The organism is Streptomyces sp. NPDC043853 (assembly GCF_056436025.1).
The window spans coordinates 17,460-34,432 of the sequence record NZ_JBWKDJ010000021.1 but is presented as its reverse complement, the minus strand read 5'-3'; the positions used below and the strand labels follow the sequence as shown (position 1 = coordinate 34,432).

Sequence of the window (16,973 nt, the reverse complement as noted above, 5' to 3'; positions counted from 1 at the left end):
CCGATTCCGGCCGCGGTCGGAGGCGCCGGTCCTCGGCGGGTCGGGCCCGAACTCGACCGCACGCCGGGCACGACCTTCTGCCGACGTACGGCGGCGCGGCGATACTGAAGGTGTGCCGACTGATCGACGGGCAGCGAGGGACGCACTGGCGCCGGGATCGGGTGAGGTGCCCGAGGGCCCGTTCGCGCTGCACAACTCCGCCTCGGCGGTTCTGGACGACCATGGCAGGATCGTCGGCTGGAGCGAGCGCGCCCGGGAGCACCTCGGCTACCCGCCCGATGAGGTGCTGGGCCGCATGGCCTTGGAGTTCTTGTGCGCCCCTCGTGACCATGAGGCGGTCCTGGCCGCCGCGGCCGCGTGCGAGCGCGACAAGGGCTGGTCCGGTGTCATGCCCGTCCTGCACCGCAGCGGGGGACGGGTGGAGCTGGGCCTGTGCGCCCGCGCCGTCATCCGCGACGGCTCGGTGCGCGAGTGGTTCCTCCTCGCCGCCCCGGCGGAGGAGATGCTCCGGTGGGAGACGGACCGGTCGGTCCTGGACGGCCTGTTCCAAAGCTCCCCGATCGGTCTGTCCGTGCACGCCCCCGATCTGAGCATCCTGCGGATCAACCGGGCGCTGGCCCGGTTTACGCAGCTTTCCGCGGCGGAGATCCGGAGCCGACGCATCGGCGACTTCCTCATCGGTCCGGACGTGAAGACCATCGAATCCCGGCTGCGACAGGTGCTGGAGACGGGCGCCCCTCTGATCTTCACCGAGCAGCCATGCCGCCTGAGGAGTGATCCCGGCCACGAGCGAGTGGTGTCGGTATCGGCGTTCCGGATGGAGCACCCCTCCGGTGGGATCCTCGGAGTCACCCAACTGGTGGAAGACGTCACCGACCGCTACCGGGCCCGGCGGCGGCTCGCCCTGCTCAACCGGGCGAGCGCCCGCATCGGGACCACACTGGATCTCGGCCAGACCACCCGGGAGCTGGCCGACGTCGCCGTCCCCGGCCTGGCGGACGCCGCCTCGGTTGATCTGCTGGAGTCGGTCGCACGGGGCGACGAGACCGCCGGGGAGGCGAACGGACCGGTCCGCAGAATGGCCGTCCACTCCGTCGTGGCAGAGGCGCTGCTGGCGATGTACTCCGCCGGGGAGGTCTTCCACTTCGACCCCCGTACCCCGCAGGCCAGGTGCCTCGCCGAACAGCGGCCCATCCTCGAACCGGTGCTCCGGAGCAGCCCCCGCTGGTACTTCCAGGACCCGGAGCGCACCCAGCGCGCCCTCGACCTGGGGGCCCACTCACTGATCGTCGTACCGCTGACGGCCCGCGGTCTGCTCCTCGGCCTGCTCAGCCTGTGGCGGGCCAGGCGGCCCGAGCCGTTCGAGGAGGACGACCTCAGGCTCGCGGAAGAGTTCGCCGCACGGGCCGCCGTGTGCATCGACAACGCCCGCCGCTACACCCAACAGCATCAGGCCGCCTTGACCTTGCAGCGCAGCCTGCTGCCGCAGGAGTTGCCCACGTACAGCGCGGTTGAGGTGGCGCACCTCTACCTGCCGGCCGATCCCGCCACCGGCGTCGGCGGCGACTGGTTCGATGTCATCCCGCTCTCCGGAGCACGCGTCGCCCTCGTCGTCGGCGATGTCGTCGGCCACGGGCTGCACGCCGCGGCCACCATGGGCCGCCTGCGCACGGCCGTGCACACCTTGGCCGGCCTCGACTACGCTCCGGACGAGGTCCTCTCCCACCTGGACGACCTGGTCAACAGGCTGGCAGCTGAGCAGGAGCCGTCCGACGGACGCTCGCGCGGGCAACAGATCGTCGGCGCGACATGTCTGTACGCGGTCTACGACCCCACCTCTCGGCGCTGCACCCTGGCCCGGGCGGGGCACCTGCCCCCCGTGGTCGCGACCGCAGACGGCACGGTGAGCCTGCCCGACCTTCCCGAGGGTCCGCCACTGGGCCTGGGCGGACTCCCGTTCGAGTCGGCCGAGTTGGAACTCGCTGAGGGAAGTTTGCTGGCACTGTACACGGACGGCCTGGTCGAGGCCCGTGGCCTCGACATCGACGAGGGGCTGGAGCGGTTGAGGGCAGTCCTGTCCCGGCCCGGAAGCCCGCTGGCGGAGACCTGCACGGCGGTGCAGGACGCCCTGCTGCCGGATCACCCCCCGGATGACGTCGCACTGCTCCTCGCCCGCACCCGTGTGCTGGCGCCGGAGCAGATCGCCTCCTGGGAACTGCCCGCGGAGCCGACGGCCGCCGGCCGGGCACGGGCCCTGACGGAGGCCACACTGACCGGGTGGGGCCTGGAGGACCTGGCCTTCACCGCCGAGCTGGTCGTCACCGAACTGGTCACCAACGCCTACCGGTACGGCGGCGGCACGCCGCTGACCCTGCGGCTCATCCGCGACCGCAGCCTGATCTGCGAGGTCTCCGACAGCAGCAGCACCGCCCCGCACCTACGACGGGCGCGCATCACCGACGAGGGCGGGCGCGGTCTCTTCTTGGTGGCGCAACTCACCGAACGATGGGGAACCCGCTACACCAGGGACGGCAAGACCGTCTGGACGGAGTTCCCCCTCGCAGCAGCAGCGGAGGGGCACTTCGTGTCCGCAGCGAGCCTTGCCCTCAATCCGTGACACCGGTCGGGCCGAATCCGAGTCGGCTCCTTCGGCCCGGGTGTCCGACCCCGGATCCGCTGCGGATGCCGGCGGATCAACGCGGGAGCTGCTGGTAGCCCTTCAGGAGGACGCCGTGGACGGGTGCGCCGATGGCATCTCCATGCTCGGGCCGGTGATCGCGGGCGCACTGCTCGAAGCTTCTACTGGGGGTCGGGGTTCCTGGTCACCCTGCCCCTCGCGGTGGTCGCGCTGGTCATGGCCCTGCTGTTCGTCCCGCGCGCACGCGAACGAGCCGGCCGAACCGGTGGACAGCCTGGGCGGCATCCTGTCCGTCCTCCTGGTCGCGGGACTGGTGCTGGCGATCGATTTCGCCTCCGTCCCCGACCGGGGCGCACTGGTCGTCGGCCTCGCCCTGATCGCCCTGGCGGCCGGAGCGGCGTTCTTCTGGCGCCAGCGCCGGGCTCCCAACCCGTTGTACGACCTCCACATCGCCGGCCGGCCCACGCTCTGGATCGCCGCCTGCGCGGGAATCATCGTCTACGGCTCCATGATGGGGTCGGCGTTCGTCAGCCAGCAGTACCTGTACCTGTTGTTCATGAGCTTCTCCGTCTATTGGTTGTCCCTGTGGTCATTGACTGCTGTTCGCTACCGCGCTTGGCGCCTTACCCAACGCATGATCCGAGGTCCCCTCTCCACACCCTCTTCGTCGAAGACCGATCCGTCGCCGACGTCAACGATGTCCCATCCGACCGGCGGATACCGACGAACGCTTCGGCTTCCGTTCTCACCGCGCCCGAACGAGCGGAGTTCCTGGACCTCATGGCCGGACTCGGCCCCTACGGCGCGGAGTACGGCAGTCCATGTACTGCTGACTGCTGCACCTACGAGCTCCTCACTGACATCCACGTACGCGAGCAGACCAGCTGAACGGACCCGACGGGACCCGGCCCGCTGCTCGACGCACATCGCACTCGGGTGAGTGCAGTGGTCGGGCGCCTCCCGCTGCCGAGCCCCCGTTCCGCCGGTACCCGGCCGGGGTGTGCTGCGGGGCAGTGGTGGTCGGGGACGGGATGGGACGGGATGGGACGTGACGAAGTGCTCCTGACCGGCCAAGGACAAAACGCGGCCGGCCCCGGCGTCGCCGCCATCCTGCTCGGCGACCGGATCCTCGGGTGCGCATGCCAGGTCCACGGGGGTGCGGACCGGGTCCGGCCGGCGGGGGCGCGGCCGAGTGCGGCACAAGGCCTACCGCCACACCCGATGGCAACGCGCGTTCGATTCACCGCCGAGTGCACGCGCCGAGCCGGCGGCCGCAGGCCTGGCGATGTCCAGCGTCGCCGAACCTCGGGTACGTGGTCCCGCACCTTGACCCGCACGAGCGTGTGCCACCGGGGATCGTCCGCTCCGGTCAGACGTTCGGCGAGACTGCATTCGGCTGCGGCTGCCCTCGGGCCCTTCGAAGCATGGGGCCAGGACACGGGGCGGCTGATCCACATGCCGTCGCCACCGTGCGGGCCTAGCGTTCTGAGTATGGGCGTTAGGTGTTGCGCCGAATGAGCGGGTCCGGTGAGAGGTCGGAGGCAACTGATCCGCTCGATGAGGCCCTGGCGGCGGCCGTGCGCTCCACAGGTGCCAGGTCCGGTGGTGTCTACCTGCTGGATCCGGCTGAAGCCGCGGTGGGTCTGGTCGCGCTGTGCGGTATACCGGTCGAGGCGTTCGCGCCGTGGTGGCGGTCCTCTCTGGCCGCGCGCGGTCCGACCCAGGACGCGATACGCACGGAGCGGCTCGTCTGGGTGAGTTCCCTGGAGGAGTTGGCCCGCTCCTACCCACGCGCCGCGGCGAGCGTTCCATATGACCTTGCGCTGGCTGCCGTCCCGCTCAGAGAAGCCGGGCCCTGTTGGGGTGCGCTACTGCTGCTGTGGCCAGCCGGCCGTTCCCCCCGTCTCAGCCGCCGTGAGCGCGGGCACATCGTGGTCAGCGCCCGACGCGTCGCCCGCGTGCTGGACGCAGCCGCCGTCCCTCCGGCCATTCCGGACCGGCCACGCTTCGTCCGGCCCCACCAGGGAGAGCCGAAACCAGAGTCCGCGCTCGCGGCGGCCGACCTGATGGAACGCCTGCCCCTCGGCGCCCTCGCGCTCGACCCGGGAGGCCGCATCACCTACGCGAACACCGCAGCCGCCGGGCTGCTGGGCAGACCAGCGAAGCAACTGCGGGGAACGCAGCCCTGGCGGTCGCTGCCCTGGCTCGACGGCATCGCGTACATGGACGCGTACCGCACTGCCCTGAGCAGCCGCGAGCCTCTCGCCTTGACCGTCCTGCGCCCACCGGACCAGAGGCTGGACTTCCACCTCCGCACGGACGACACCGGCACCATCATCCTCATCACCCCCCACCACTTGTCCAAGCCCCTCGCAATGCAGCCGGCCTCCACCGGAACTCCGGCGGACAGCCGTATCCATCTGCTGATGGCTCTGGCAGCCGCACTGACCGAAACCGTCGGCGTCCAGGACGTCGTCGACCTTGTGGCCGACCAGGTCCTGCCTGCCTTCGGCGCCCACGGCATGATCATGTCCACCGCTGACGCGGGCCGCATACAGATCCTCGGATACCGCGGCTACCCCGCGGCCGTGATCGAGCAGTACGACGGCCTGTCCGCGGACGCCGATCTGACCCCAGCCGGCCGTGCTCTGGCCACCGGCTCCTCCTCGTTCTTCGCCGACCGTGGTGAACTGGCCCGCCTGTACCCCAGGGCACCGCAGATCAGCGACAAGCACGCATGGGCCTTTCTGCCGCTGCTCAGCTCGGGTCGCCCCATCGGCTGCCTCCTCCTCGCCTACAACCACCCTCACTCCTTCAGGGCCGCCGAGCGATCCATCCTCACGCCTCTCGCCGCACTCATCGCCCAGGCTCTGGACCGCGCACGCCTGTACGACGCCAAGCACAACCTCGCTCTCGCCCTCCAGCAGACCCTCCTGCCCCACGCTCTGCCCAGCGTGACCGGGCTCGATGTCGCCGCCCGGTACCTCCCCGCCAGCCACGGCATGGACATCGGCGGCGACTTCTACGACCTCATCCGCCTGACCGGCACCACCGCCGCCGCGGTCATCGGAGACGTACAGGGCCACGACATGACAGCAGCCGCCCTCATGGGACAGGTCCGGATGGCCGTCCACTCCCACGCCACAGCCGGAGCCACTGCCGACCAGGTCCTCGCCCGCACCGACCGCGACCTTGCCGACCTCAACGCCGGCCGCTTCGTCTCCTGTCTCTACGCTCACCTCGACCTCACCCACCGTCAGGTCACCCTCGCGAGCGCCGGACACCCGCCCCCGCTGCTGCGCCCTCCGGACGACCGCGCCCATGCCGTCGATATCCGTCCAGGCCCTCCTCTCGGCATCGGCCTGGGAACCCCCGCATACCCGCTCACCACTCTGTCTCTGGCTCCGGAGACGCTGCTCGCCCTCTACACCGACGGCCTCGTGGAAGCCCCGGGCACCGACATCACCCAGACCATCGCTGACCTCGCGGACCGCCTCGACGAGTCGAGCACCCTTCCCCTGCACCAACTCGCGGACAGCCTCGTCCACCATCCGTGCCGCGGCGACCACCACCCCGACGACGTCGCCCTCCTCCTGCTTCAGCTCAACCGGATTGCCGAAACGTGATTAGACTTCGGTAACGGACGCTCAAGGCGTCGGACCCCACGGTCTGGCTGCGGATGCCGTGTGGCTGCATGGAGGCCGCTCCCATCACCGTGCGCCGGGACCAGCTCGCCGAGGCGACGGACCGGTGAAGAGGACGGGCCTGCCCCGGCCTCTCGGCCGGGGCCCGCCCTGTCCCCTCTCACGCCCGTCCTCGTACGTCTGTCCGTCAGGTCAGGGTGCGAACGTTCGGCGGGCAGCCGGTGGCATCGAAGAGGGAGCACTCCGACCACCCGATGAGGTTGCCGTCGCCGTCGCCGTCGGGGTCCGGGTCGAGGCCGCGGGGGTGGTTGCCGCTGCCGTCGCCGGGTTCCGTGTCGGATCCGCCGCCGGGCGGGTCGAAGATGCGGCCGTCCGGGTCATGGCCGGTGTCCTCGCCCTCGAAGCCGACGGCGCAGCCTCCGTTCCGGCGGCACTCGGCGGTGTCGGCGGCGGAGCCACCGCCGTCCCCCCATGACTCGGAGGGATCGATCAGGCGGCCGTTGCCGTCGGCGACGAGGTTCACCGCCGAGGGTGCCGCGGACGTGACCGCCGCGGACGCCGGCAGCGCGGTGGCCCCGGAGACGACGGCGACCGAGGTGAGGGCCATCGCCCAGCGGGCGATCCGCCGCCTGGTACGGGTGGTCGAGGGGAGGAGGTCGTAGGCCATGGGTGCTCCTTCGTCTGCGTCCAGCAGTAGGGTCGCCGGATCCGTCCCCCCCCAGTAGGGGCGACGCGACGGCCCCCGGTCATGCCACAGGAACTCGTGACTTGACTTGACGGGACGGAGCAGCCCTGCAAGCCCCGGGAACCAGCGGACGGCGAAAGGCCCCCTACCCGCTGGGCCAGGGGCGGGCCGGGTTCGCGATGCCTGCCAGGACGGAGTGGCCTGCGGTTCAGGCCCGGATTTCGTGGACCAGCATGCGCAGGTGGATGCTGTGCTACTCGGGTGGCAGAGCGTCCATCGCGGCGGTGGCGTGCGCGACACCCCCGGCCCGATCGCCGGAGCGGGCGAGCATCAGTCCCCGGTGGAGTTCGAGGTGGGTGGCGAAGCGAGGCAGGCCCGCGGGGAGCCCGGCGAGGGCCTGGTTCTGCACTTCGGTGGCGCCCCCTCTCGTAGCCGAGGCGGGCGAGCAGAAGAGACCGGAACACGTTGAGCCGCCACCACGGCACCGCGTAGTCCGAGGTCCGCTCGTACGAGCCGGCCGGATCGAAGGCCCTGCGGCCCTGGGCATCGAGGGTGAGGACGGTTGTGCGGTCGCCGCGGAGAGCGCGGCGTGGTCTTTGCCGTAGATGGCGTTGAGCAGCCCGAGGGAGGGCCGGGCGTTGGCGGCGAGGGCCTGGTCGGCGAGGACGTCGCGGCGCCGAGGAGTGCGCCCTCGTACCCGAGGCGATGGCGGCCCCGCTCCGTACCCACACCCGTGCAGCGGGGTCCCCGGACTCGTCGGCGACGCTCGCGGCCATCCGGTACCAGCGCACGACGGCGGCCCGAAGTGGTCGTCTGGGATGCGGAGGCGGTCCAGTTGTCGTTCGGGGCGTTGCAGCGCCGGGCCGCCGCCCGGGCCCGAGACGACCCGGCCCCGGCCGCCCGGTGGCCGGTCCCACTCCGTTGCGTTTGACGTCTTGCCACTGGACGGCGAGAGCTACTGCAACGCCCCTTCGCGGAGCGGCGCGCAGCCTTGAACGGATGAAATGATGATCGCAATGTCATGCTGTTGCGAGGGGGACCATGCCGCAGCGCGCCTTCGCGAGTTCCGCCGTATTCGTCCCGGTCGCCGTCCTGGGAGCCGTGCTGTCTCGGTCGGCGGCGAGCCCGGCCGGGCCGCCGTGGACCTCCTCGGCCCGGGCGGACAACACCTCGTGTTCGGCTGATCCAGCGTGGGCCTGCACGAAGGAGGCCCGCTGACGTTCACCGAGGAGGAGCTCGCGGCGCTCGGGATCACCTCCGAGGCCGTGCTCGGCCCGGCGATGCTCGGAAGGGCCGGTGGTGACAACCCCGTGCGGGTACTGGAGCCACGCGCCCTGGCCGAGGCGGCGACGGGCCGCCCCGTACCGGCCGTCCAGAGGTGAGTCCGGATGCGTTCCAGTGCGTCGCGATTCCGCTCTATCAGGCGCGCCTGGTAGGCGGCGTCGAGTCCGTACCAGAGGTCCGTCACACGGTACTTCGCCCGGCAGTCCAGGTCGGCCAGGGCGACGGCGACGTCGTCCCGCACGCCGGGGTCGTCGTTGGCCTGCCAGGGATCGGCGTGGTGGTAGCCGGACCGCTGCATACAGGAGCTCCAGTCCGCGAACGCCGCCTGCAACCGGGGGTCTGCCAGCGCATGGTCCTCGGCCCCCTTCCGGAGCCACAGCACCAGGGCCATGGTGTCCAGCGCGGCTCCGCCCGTGAGGGCGCGCTGCGCCTCACCGGAGCAGATGTCCGTCCATACAGCCAGTTCGGCGGCGCGGGGCGCCCGGGCGGCTGCGACTGCTCTACGGGCGGCCGGTCCGCCGCCCGCTGCTCGTCCGCCGGGCTGCGGTACCCCCAGCGCACAACCTCGGCGCGGTCGATGATCCCGTACCGTCCGGCGTTGATGTCGGCCGTCGACAACTGCCGGCCGGGATCCACGACAGGCCGGTCGAATCCGTGTTTCCGCATGCATCCGGCCCCCGCCGTCTGCAATGCCAAGTTGGCCGTCCGCCGCTCCCCCAGGTCTGCCCAGTACACTCCAATGGCAGCTTGATGTCCACGGCTGACCGGACGGCAGCCAATTCCCCGATGGGTGGAATTCCGGAAGCCTTGCGTTTCGTGGTGCCTTGGCTTCGGAGGGGGACGGACTGCGGGCTCAAGGGATGACGGGTGCCAGGGGGCTGCGGGTGGGGAGGAGGGAGTTGATGCCTTCGGCGGCGGGGGTGTCGAGGAAGTAGAGGTTCATGATCTGGCCGGCGTCCCTCGTCCAGAAGCGGTGGCTGTCCTGCTCGAGGTCGTCCAGCAGGTAGGTGACCACGAGTCCGTCGGCCCAGTCGTCGTGCACCTCCGCGGTCCATCGCCGTCGACGGCCGTTGACGGTGTAGGAGATCCATGCCTCTCCGGAGGCGAGGCCGACGTGGTCCTCCACGTCGGTGAAAGCATCCGGGCGTCCGGTGATGCGGCACAGCTCGCGGGCGATCCTCACGTACGCCCCGGGTCCGTGGACGCATTCGGTGTCGAAGTTCCAGGCCCGGTCGCAGAACCAGCGTCCCCAGGGTTCGCGTTCCACTTCCGCGCCGAGCACGGAGAGCAGGAGTTCGTACGGCCTGCGCTCGAAGAGGTCCCTGGGGAGGGAGTACAGCAGGTCGTCGACGGTCCGGTCGGGTGCGAGGGGCAGGCCTAGTTCCGCCAGCCGGGATATCTGGGTTTCGAGTTCAACGAGTTCCACGGCAGCAGATGGTAGTGGTCGCAGCTGACAGCGGGCTTTACCACACCTTCGGTCCAGGTGCCTGCGGGTTCCAAGAGGACTTCAGGCGGCGAAGCATTTCGTCGCTGAGGCGGGCCTGGGGTTCGGCCGGCGCAGCGAACGAGGAGCCGACGCCGTCCTCATCGCCGGCGACGGCGCACGCCTGACCCCCATCCGCTACGAGGGCTGGCTCGGCGACCGCGCCTGATGACGTGGGTGAGGGCCCGCCGGCGGGCGTTCGGCCGCATGCCGGGCAAACACGAAGCGACGGCTCTGCTTCGGCATCGGTGCGCCAGTTGCCGACGACGGCATCCCGGGGTTGCTCCCCCCGGGATCGGCGGCGGGCAACTCGCCCGGGACTTCAGGTGTCCCGGGCGGGCAGGGCGTGGTTCCTGGCCGGCGCCGGCGCCGCGGCGCGTCATGCGGAGTTCACCTTGGCCGCGACCCGGTCGATGTCGGCGTCATAAGTGCCCAGCTCCCTGAGGATCGTCATCGACTGCTGCCAGTACTCGCGTGCCGCGTCCTCGTTGCCCATGACGCGGTAGACGTCGCCGAGGTGTTCCAGGTTCTCGGCGAGGTTGAACCTGTGGCCGTTCTCCTCGTTCAGAGCGAGGCTGGAGCGGTAGCACCTGATGGCCTCTTCGTAATCGCCCAGGTGCTGGCACGCGAAGCCGAGGCTGTCCCAGGTGTTGGCCTCACCTCGCCGGTCCCCGAGTCTCTGCTGGATGCCGAGGGCTTCCCGGCAGTGGGCCGCCGCCGATTCGTACTGGCTCAGCTGGGCGTAGTCCCAGCCGACCGCGTTGAGCGCCCTGGCCTGACCGGCGAGGTGGCCTGCAGCCCGGTAGAGCTGCAGGGCGAGGAGGTCATGGTGCAGGGCCTGGCGCTGGTCGTCCAGCCGCTCGCAGGTCCAGCCGAGTACGAGGCGGGTCATGGCCTCGCCCTCGCGGTCCTCCAAGGCGTGGTAGAACTCCAGAGCACGCGCGAGATGATCGTCCGCGTCGTCATGGCTGCCGATCTCGTTGCAGGCACAGCCGAGTTCCCGGTGGGCCCGGGCCTGTTCGGAGAGGTCGCCGAGAGTTGTCGCCGCATCGAGTGCGGCCGTCTGGGTGGCGATCATGTCGTGCCATTTGCCCCGTCGGCCGTAGTACGTGCTCAGCGTCCAGGCCAGCTGACACGTGTGGCGGAGCAGTCCGGCCCTGCGCGTCTGCTCGACCATCGCCGCGAGCACCGCGTGCTCGGTCTCGAACCACCGCAGTGCCTCACGGTCGTCCGCGTGTCGCACGGGTGTCGCCCCGGGAACCTCGGCGGCCAGGGTGATCGGGTCGCGGTGCGGCCACAGCAGCCGGTCGCAGGCGTGCGCCGTGCGAAGGTAGTGGTCGGCACCGCGCAGGAGGGCCTGGGGTGTTTCGGGTTCACCGGCGGACAGTTCGACGGCGTAGTCGCGTAGCAGGTCGTGGAGCGTGTAGCGGCCGGGAGTCTGTTCCGACACCAGGTGAGCACGGACGAGTTCGGCAAGCAGGGACCGTGTCTCCCGCGTGCCGAGCCCCGCCACGGCGGCCGCGGCGGGGGTGGCGATGTCCGGCCCGGGGTGCGTCCCGAGCAGCCGGAAGAGCCGACGCGGGCCGGCGTCGAGTGCCGCGTACGACCAGGAGAAGACGGCCCGCAGGTCGGCAGACCTGTCTCCGCCGTCGAAGGCGTCGAGGCCCTCCCTGGCGACGTCCAGTTCCGACGCCAGGGTCTGGAGTGGGAAGGAGGGGTTGGCTGCGGCGCGGGCGGCCAGAATGCTGAGTGCCAGCGGCAGACCGGCGCAGCGGTCCAGGATGCGGGCCGTGTCCCGGGGGGCGGCGCCGACTCGCTCGGGTCCCAGCCGACGCGTGAGCAATCGCCGGGCCTCGTCGGGTGCCAGGGCACCAAGGGCGAGCGGCCGGGCGCCGTGTGAGCACGTCAGTCCGGTGAGCTGCCGGCGGCTGGTGACGAGCACCGTGCAGGAGGGGCCGCCCGGCAGCAGGGGCAGTACCTGGTCGGTGTCGTGGGCGTTGTCGAGCAGGATCAGCATCCTGCGGCCCGACGTCAGGGTGCGGTATAGACCGGCCTGTGCGTCGGCGTCGGCCGGGATGGCGCCCGGCTCTGTGCCGAGTGCTTCGAGAAGGGCGCGGAGCACCTCGTCCGGGGGAGTGGGGCGGCCGGTCGCATCGAAGCCGCGGAGGTTGGCATAGAGGTGCCCGTCGGGAAACCCGTCCAGGTTGTCGTGGGCCCACCGAAGGGCCAGACAGGTCTTGCCGACTCCTCCAGTGCCGGTGATCGCCGCGATGCCGAGGGTGGCTTCCGCGTCACCGTCGGCGTTCACCAGGTCGTCCAGAGCGCGGAGTTCATGGGAGCGGCCCACGAAGATCGGGGGCGGAGCCGGCAGTTGGCGGGCCACGGGAACGGGCGGCTGCACGGCGGCGAGCACGGGTGGCGGGTCGGGGAAAGGCGGCTGCGCGGGCGTGTCCTGGCCCTGCGCGGGGGCCGGATCGAACGAGGCCGGCGGCACGGCGAGGGACGGGGACGCTCTGAGTATCTCCTCGTGGAGATTCCGCAGGGACGGGTGCGGACCGGTGCCGAGTTCCTCGGCCAGTCTGTCGTGGATCCCCTGGTAGGCGCCGAGCGCGCTGGAGGGGCGGCCGCTTCGGTACAGGGCGAGCATGTACTGGCCGGCGAGGCGCTCGTCCAACGGGTGCTCGGCCGTCAGCGCGATGAGCCCCGCGATCAGTTCGGTGTGGCGACCGAGGCTCAACTGAAGGTCGTTGTAGTCAAGTTGGGCCGTGACCCGCTCCTGGGACAGGACACTGCGGAGATCGCTCAGCCAGGGGGTGTCGAGCGTGCCGAACGCCGGTCCCCGCCACAGTCCGAGCGCGCCGTGGAACAGGGCCGCGGCGGTGATCTTGTCGGTGGTGGCGCGCGCCCGCGTGACCAGGTCCCGGAACCGGTGGAGATCCACGGCTGCCGGATCCACGGTCAGGAGGTACCCGCCCGCCTCCCGGTCGAGGCTCACGTCCTGGGCTCCGTCGAGGACGCGGCGTAGTCGGGAGAGGTAGCTGTACAGGCCGCCGCGGGGATCACCCGGAGGGCTGTGCCCCCAGACCCGGTACGTGAGTTCGTCGACCGGCACGTGGCGGTTGGCCTCGGCGATCAGAACCGCGAGGACGCACCGCTGGCGGGCGGGACCGAGGTCGACCGGCTTGCCCGACGTACGTGCCTCGACGGAGCCGAGCACGCCTAATTCAGTGTCCATCCTTTTCTCCTCCCCCGGCCGCACATGCTATCCAGCGCGCGGCGTGACCAGCGGGCCAAGGATTCGCCAAGGTTCGCGCAGGATCAGCCATCCAGGATCGAACCGCTCCCCGAACACGGGGGATCTTCGAAACCTGGAGGAGCAGAACGATGAACCGACTCACGAGCGCGGCCCTGGCGGGCGTCCTGCTGGCAGGCGGCGCCATGGCCGTCGCACAGCCCACCCAGGCGATGCCGGTCCCGGTCGGCGGGGTGGTATCCGACGCACCCGCCGCGGCGGAGGCAGCCGCGGGCAAGACCAGCAAGTACTACTTCCTCTTCGACAAGAACTGGTCCGACCCCAGCAACTCGCGGCTCTATTACATGAAGAGCCGTCCGGGCAAGGACCTGAAGATCGACGAGTTCCGAGCCGGCTCCGGCAACGGCAGCACGAGCGAATGCGCCAAGAACGCGGGGTGGCTGCCGACTGGGACGTACGACGTGGGTCAGCAGACGACGAGGAAGGCGGGCGGCCCCAAGGGCATCAACGGGTACGCCATCCCCGTCTCGAACAAGGAGTGCAAGCCGAAGGGCAAGGAGCGCAAGGTCGTGCGCGACGCGCTGTTCATCCACAGCGAGATGCTCCCGAACGGCAAGCAGGGCAAGAAGACGAAGGGCGACAACCCGTACCGCTGGGACGGACCCGGCGACTACCGCTCCCTGGGCTGCATCAAGCTCGACCCCAAGGACATCCGGCAACTGTTCCGCCTGGCCGACAAGCACGGCTGGCCGAAGCAGCTGAAGGTCGTCGACTGAGCGCCGCCACCCCGGACAGGGCGCCGTCGCCCTGTCGGGCCCCTCACGCCCACCCGGCAACCCGGACATCCGGAAGGAACCACAGCGCATGAAGCCCACCAGGCTCCTGGCCTCCGTCGCCCTCGCATCGTCGCTCACGGTCGGCGCGGCCCTGCCCGCCATGGCCGGCCCCGCCGCGCCGCGGACCGCCGCGACCGTGGCGGAGGAAGGCACCGCCGCCGAGGCCGCGGCCGTCCCATCGGCCCGGTCGTCGGCGAAGAAGATCGCCAAAAACAACGGCATCACACTGCTCAACCACCACGTCAGCGGGGTGAAGGACCCCCGCTCGACGGCGAAGGCCAACATCAAGGACACCGCGCGCGGCAAGAAGGCCTACACCAGCAGGTACGCCCACCCTCGGGGCGCCCAGGTCGCGCTGGACGCGAAGATGCTTCACGCCATGCAGCAGCTGAACGCGAAGGAGCGGTTCACGTTCCGCGTCACGGCGATCGCCGGCAGCAAGCACTCGCCCACCTCCGCCCACTACAAGGGCCGGGCGTTCGACGTCGACATCGTCAACGGTTCGTACGTCTCCACCCGGGGCCCCGGTCTCACCAAGGCGAAGCGTCTGATGAAGGCGTGCAAGTCGTACGGCGCGAAGCTCGTGCTGGGGCCGGGCGACAGCGGGCACAGCACCCACGTCCACTGCCAGTGGTGACGCGGGAACGGGCCCACGCCTGACGGACAGTCCGACCGCCGCCGGAGCCACCGGCGGCGGTTCGGTTCGTATGGCCTGCGAGGTCGTCATCGCTCGGGGTGCCGCCCGGCGTCGGCGTCGGCGCCGGCGCCGACTCCGGCGAACGGGCGGCCGACGGCCGGACGCGGCCGTATCCCCAGCCCGGCCGGCGTGGTGCCGGCCGAGCTGGCCAGCCCTCGCCCGAGGTTCCGCCGCGGCGCGCGAGCTGGGGCGCGTGGCCGGCTTCCGGGGCCGGTGCTACGGGTGGGGGCTCGAGTATGCGGGAGAGAGGCACCGCCACCCCGGGGGTGAGCCGTGCGGGCCGGGCATGGGCGGAGGAAACGGTGATGCGTCCGGGGGCCGTGAGCAGGGCGGCAAGGAGCAGAGGCAGGGACCAGCGACGCACGGGGGACTGTTGCCGCCTTCAGGCCGCCGGGCTACAAGGGGAATGCACCGTGAGGCCGAGGTACCGGGCAGTCGATCGCGGCCCGGGGCCCAGGACCACGCCGCCAGAAGCAGGTGAGCGTACGCAGCCGTCGCGCCGGAGCTCTGGTACGCCGAGGCCTCCAGCCTTACCGGCTCGTTTGCCATGGCGGGTACGGCGCGCCCGCGGCGGGGCCGGACACCGCGCCCCGGGCACGCCTGGCGTTCGAAGAGGCGCCGACCGCCGGTGATCACGCCGGGGGATGGGGTGGCCATTACCTCTGGGGTTATCGCTCGCCCGGCCGCCCCCGACTACGTTCGAGGTCATCCCCCGAACGGTAGGAGCCCTGTGGTGCCCGCCTACGGCTTTGCTCATCTCCGCAGCCGCCGGAATCACTCCGACGTCATCGAGTATCTGGCGTCCATCCAAGAAACCCTCGCCCCCTACGCCGGCCGCTTCATCATCCACGGTCCGCCGGCGGAAGTCGTGGAGGGGACGTGGCCTGGCAGCATGGTGCTGATCGAGTTCCCCAGCCTGGCCGAAGCCCGTGCCTGGTACGACTCTCCGGCATACCGAGCCATCCTGCGCTTGCGTACCGACCACATCGAGGGCGACTTGCTGCTGATCGAGGGTGTCGGGCCGGACTACGACCCGGTCGAGCAAGCTCTCAAACTGCATGCAGAAGGCGGAGCGGACCGGCCGACCACACGGGCGGCACGCACGTGACCGGGGGACGTGCACTGGTCCCGGCCGTTCGGCCCTCGGTGGACCGGCGGGCGGTGCACCGCCCACGGCGTCGTTCCCGCTGGCCCTCCTCGACCCGGTCGTTCCAGGCAGGACCGGGCGCTGGCGGAGGTGGGGCGGATCGATCGGGTCGGCCAGGCGGAGTTGGCGCGCTGTCGCCGCCGGCAACCCGACTTCCCGGCCCCGGCAGGCGGTAAAGGCATACACGAGAAGTTCGACCGGTCCGCGGTCATGGCCTGGCTCCTGGCCCACGGCAAGATCGAGATTTCCTCGGGCGTGCCGTCGGCCTCGCTGGTGGCGGCCCTCGGTGGGGGTGCTACGGCACCGGTTTTGACTCGATGGCCCGCGGTTGGTCCTGACGGGCGATGCGGTGGGGGAGGACCGGTGGTCGGAGTGGCCCACCGAAACGGACGCCTGTCACGTGGATCGGGGCATGGACAGGCAAGTGCACGGCTCCCCGGCTGCACTTCGAAATGCGCACCGGGCCGGCCTTCGGAACCGACGTCGACCCGGTCGAGTACCTGCGTCACCATGGCGTACGCGTGGGCTGACGCCTCCGCCGCCGGACGACGCGGCTCCGGGACGCCGGCCTTCGCCTGCTCGCCCGCCCGTCACAGCCGGGGCACGCCCCGGAAGCGGCCCCATGGCTGTTCAGCAGGTGCAGGGCACGGTGTTCGGCGCCGACCTGGTAGACGCCCGCACCCAGCAGGCCCTGCTCATGCGCCCGGCGCAGCTCCGCATCGAGTTCGGCATACCAGTCGCACCCGGAGAACCAGCCGGGGATGAGCTGAGGGTGCCGGTTGGCCAGGTGCCGGGCGAGACCGAGCTCCGGCCGGGCACCGCCGCCATCCCGCCCGGGAACCGCATCCGGCCGCGCCGCATCCCACTGGGTACGGAGCAGGCGCGAGCCCTCCGCACAGGAATCCAGGACCACGTTCATGCACGCACCTAACCGCCACCGGCTCCCGTACCCCCGAGCGGGCGGAATGTCGTACCGGCTTCGGCCGTGCGGCAGACACCCGGCCCTCGTACAGGCCGACACGGAACCCGCTCGGCTCGATGTGTGCCTGCGCGCCGAGCACGGATGGCGGGGCCGGTACGTGCCGGCGGACCGGTGGGCCGGCGACATCGCCCTGGAGCACTGGGAGTCGGGCATGCGGTTCGACCGGCTCGCCTACCTGGAGGTCATCGAGCACTTCGCCGACCCGGACCGGCTGCTGAAGCCTCCTGAACAGCGCCGTCCTGGGCGTGGTGGAGACCACCGGGCGTGGCATGCCGGAGTGGCGGTGCGCCGGGGTGCTGCCTGCGGAGGTGGTGGAGGGGCGCC

Annotated in this window: 11 protein-coding genes and 1 pseudogene; 8 read left to right on the top strand and 4 right to left on the bottom strand. The window is 71.0% G+C overall.

Annotated elements, in window-relative coordinates; genetic code table 11:
* The first annotated feature begins 112 nt into the window (after window positions 1–112).
* The 3 genes from AC067U_RS35145 to AC067U_RS35135 all read left to right on the top strand — a co-directional run bounded on the left by AC067U_RS35145 (window position 113) and on the right by AC067U_RS35135 (window position 6,264).
* A complete protein-coding gene (locus tag AC067U_RS35145; protein WP_478833915.1) occupies window positions 113–2,617 on the top strand; it encodes a SpoIIE family protein phosphatase in 2,505 nt (834 codons plus the stop codon).
* A 286-nt stretch (window positions 2,618–2,903) separates the two neighbouring features.
* Window positions 2,904–3,578 (top strand): hypothetical protein, encoded by a 675-nt coding sequence (locus tag AC067U_RS35140; protein ID WP_478833914.1) that lies wholly within the window; start codon window positions 2,904–2,906, stop codon window positions 3,576–3,578.
* A gap of 574 nt (window positions 3,579–4,152) precedes the next feature.
* Window positions 4,153–6,264, top strand: a complete 2,112-nt coding sequence (locus AC067U_RS35135; protein WP_478833913.1) for a SpoIIE family protein phosphatase — start codon at window positions 4,153–4,155, stop codon at window positions 6,262–6,264.
* A gap of 205 nt (window positions 6,265–6,469) precedes the next feature.
* Here AC067U_RS35135 and AC067U_RS35130 read toward each other — a convergent pair whose 3' ends face one another.
* Together AC067U_RS35130 and AC067U_RS35125 are read right to left on the bottom strand one after the other, a co-directional pair.
* Window positions 6,470–6,949 (bottom strand): hypothetical protein, encoded by a 480-nt coding sequence (locus tag AC067U_RS35130; protein WP_478833912.1) that lies wholly within the window; start codon window positions 6,947–6,949, stop codon window positions 6,470–6,472.
* 271 nt (window positions 6,950–7,220) lie between these two features.
* Window positions 7,221–7,376, bottom strand: coding sequence for a hypothetical protein (locus tag AC067U_RS35125; RefSeq protein WP_478833911.1), 156 nt, complete (start codon window positions 7,374–7,376; stop codon window positions 7,221–7,223).
* A gap of 700 nt (window positions 7,377–8,076) precedes the next feature.
* On the opposite strand from AC067U_RS35125, the pseudogene AC067U_RS35120 reads away from it, so the two are divergent.
* A pseudogene (locus AC067U_RS35120) lies at window positions 8,077–8,346 on the top strand (oxidoreductase); the annotation flags it as partial.
* A gap of 758 nt (window positions 8,347–9,104) precedes the next feature.
* On the opposite strand, the gene AC067U_RS35115 reads toward AC067U_RS35120, so the two are convergent.
* Both AC067U_RS35115 and AC067U_RS35110 read right to left on the bottom strand, forming a co-directional pair.
* Window positions 9,105–9,677: a hypothetical protein gene (locus AC067U_RS35115; RefSeq protein WP_478833910.1), complete on the bottom strand. Its 573-nt coding sequence runs from the start codon at window positions 9,675–9,677 to the stop codon at window positions 9,105–9,107.
* A gap of 436 nt (window positions 9,678–10,113) precedes the next feature.
* On the bottom strand, window positions 10,114–12,969 hold the full coding sequence (locus AC067U_RS35110) for an AfsR/SARP family transcriptional regulator (protein ID WP_478833909.1): 2,856 nt from the start codon (window positions 12,967–12,969) through the stop codon (window positions 10,114–10,116).
* Window positions 12,970–13,118: 149 nt separating this feature from the next.
* Between AC067U_RS35110 and AC067U_RS35105 the strand changes: the two genes are divergently transcribed.
* The 4 genes from AC067U_RS35105 (at window position 13,119) to AC067U_RS35090 (ending at window position 16,598) form a co-directional block, all read left to right on the top strand.
* On the top strand, window positions 13,119–13,763 hold the full coding sequence (locus AC067U_RS35105) for a L,D-transpeptidase family protein (protein ID WP_478833908.1): 645 nt from the start codon (window positions 13,119–13,121) through the stop codon (window positions 13,761–13,763).
* 88 nt (window positions 13,764–13,851) lie between these two features.
* Window positions 13,852–14,460: a hypothetical protein gene (locus AC067U_RS35100; protein ID WP_478833907.1), complete on the top strand. Its 609-nt coding sequence runs from the start codon at window positions 13,852–13,854 to the stop codon at window positions 14,458–14,460.
* 793 nt (window positions 14,461–15,253) lie between these two features.
* Window positions 15,254–15,628, top strand: a complete 375-nt coding sequence (locus AC067U_RS35095) for a DUF1330 domain-containing protein (RefSeq protein ID WP_478833906.1) — start codon at window positions 15,254–15,256, stop codon at window positions 15,626–15,628.
* Window positions 15,629–16,289: 661 nt separating this feature from the next.
* Window positions 16,290–16,598 (top strand): hypothetical protein, encoded by a 309-nt coding sequence (locus AC067U_RS35090; RefSeq protein WP_478833905.1) that lies wholly within the window; start codon window positions 16,290–16,292, stop codon window positions 16,596–16,598.
* The last annotated feature ends 375 nt before the right edge of the window (window positions 16,599–16,973 follow it).

Coding starts and splice junctions, on each gene's coding strand:
- AC067U_RS35135 (WP_478833913.1), top strand. CDS start 4,153: ATGAGCGGGTCCGGTGAGAGGTCGGAGGCAACTGATCCGCTCGATGAG.
- AC067U_RS35130 (WP_478833912.1), bottom strand. CDS start 6,949: ATGGCCTACGACCTCCTCCCCTCGACCACCCGTACCAGGCGGCGGATC.
- AC067U_RS35110 (WP_478833909.1), bottom strand. CDS start 12,969: ATGGACACTGAATTAGGCGTGCTCGGCTCCGTCGAGGCACGTACGTCG.
- AC067U_RS35105 (WP_478833908.1), top strand. CDS start 13,119: ATGAACCGACTCACGAGCGCGGCCCTGGCGGGCGTCCTGCTGGCAGGC.
- AC067U_RS35100 (WP_478833907.1), top strand. CDS start 13,852: ATGAAGCCCACCAGGCTCCTGGCCTCCGTCGCCCTCGCATCGTCGCTC.
- AC067U_RS35090 (WP_478833905.1), top strand. CDS start 16,290: ATGGCTGTTCAGCAGGTGCAGGGCACGGTGTTCGGCGCCGACCTGGTA.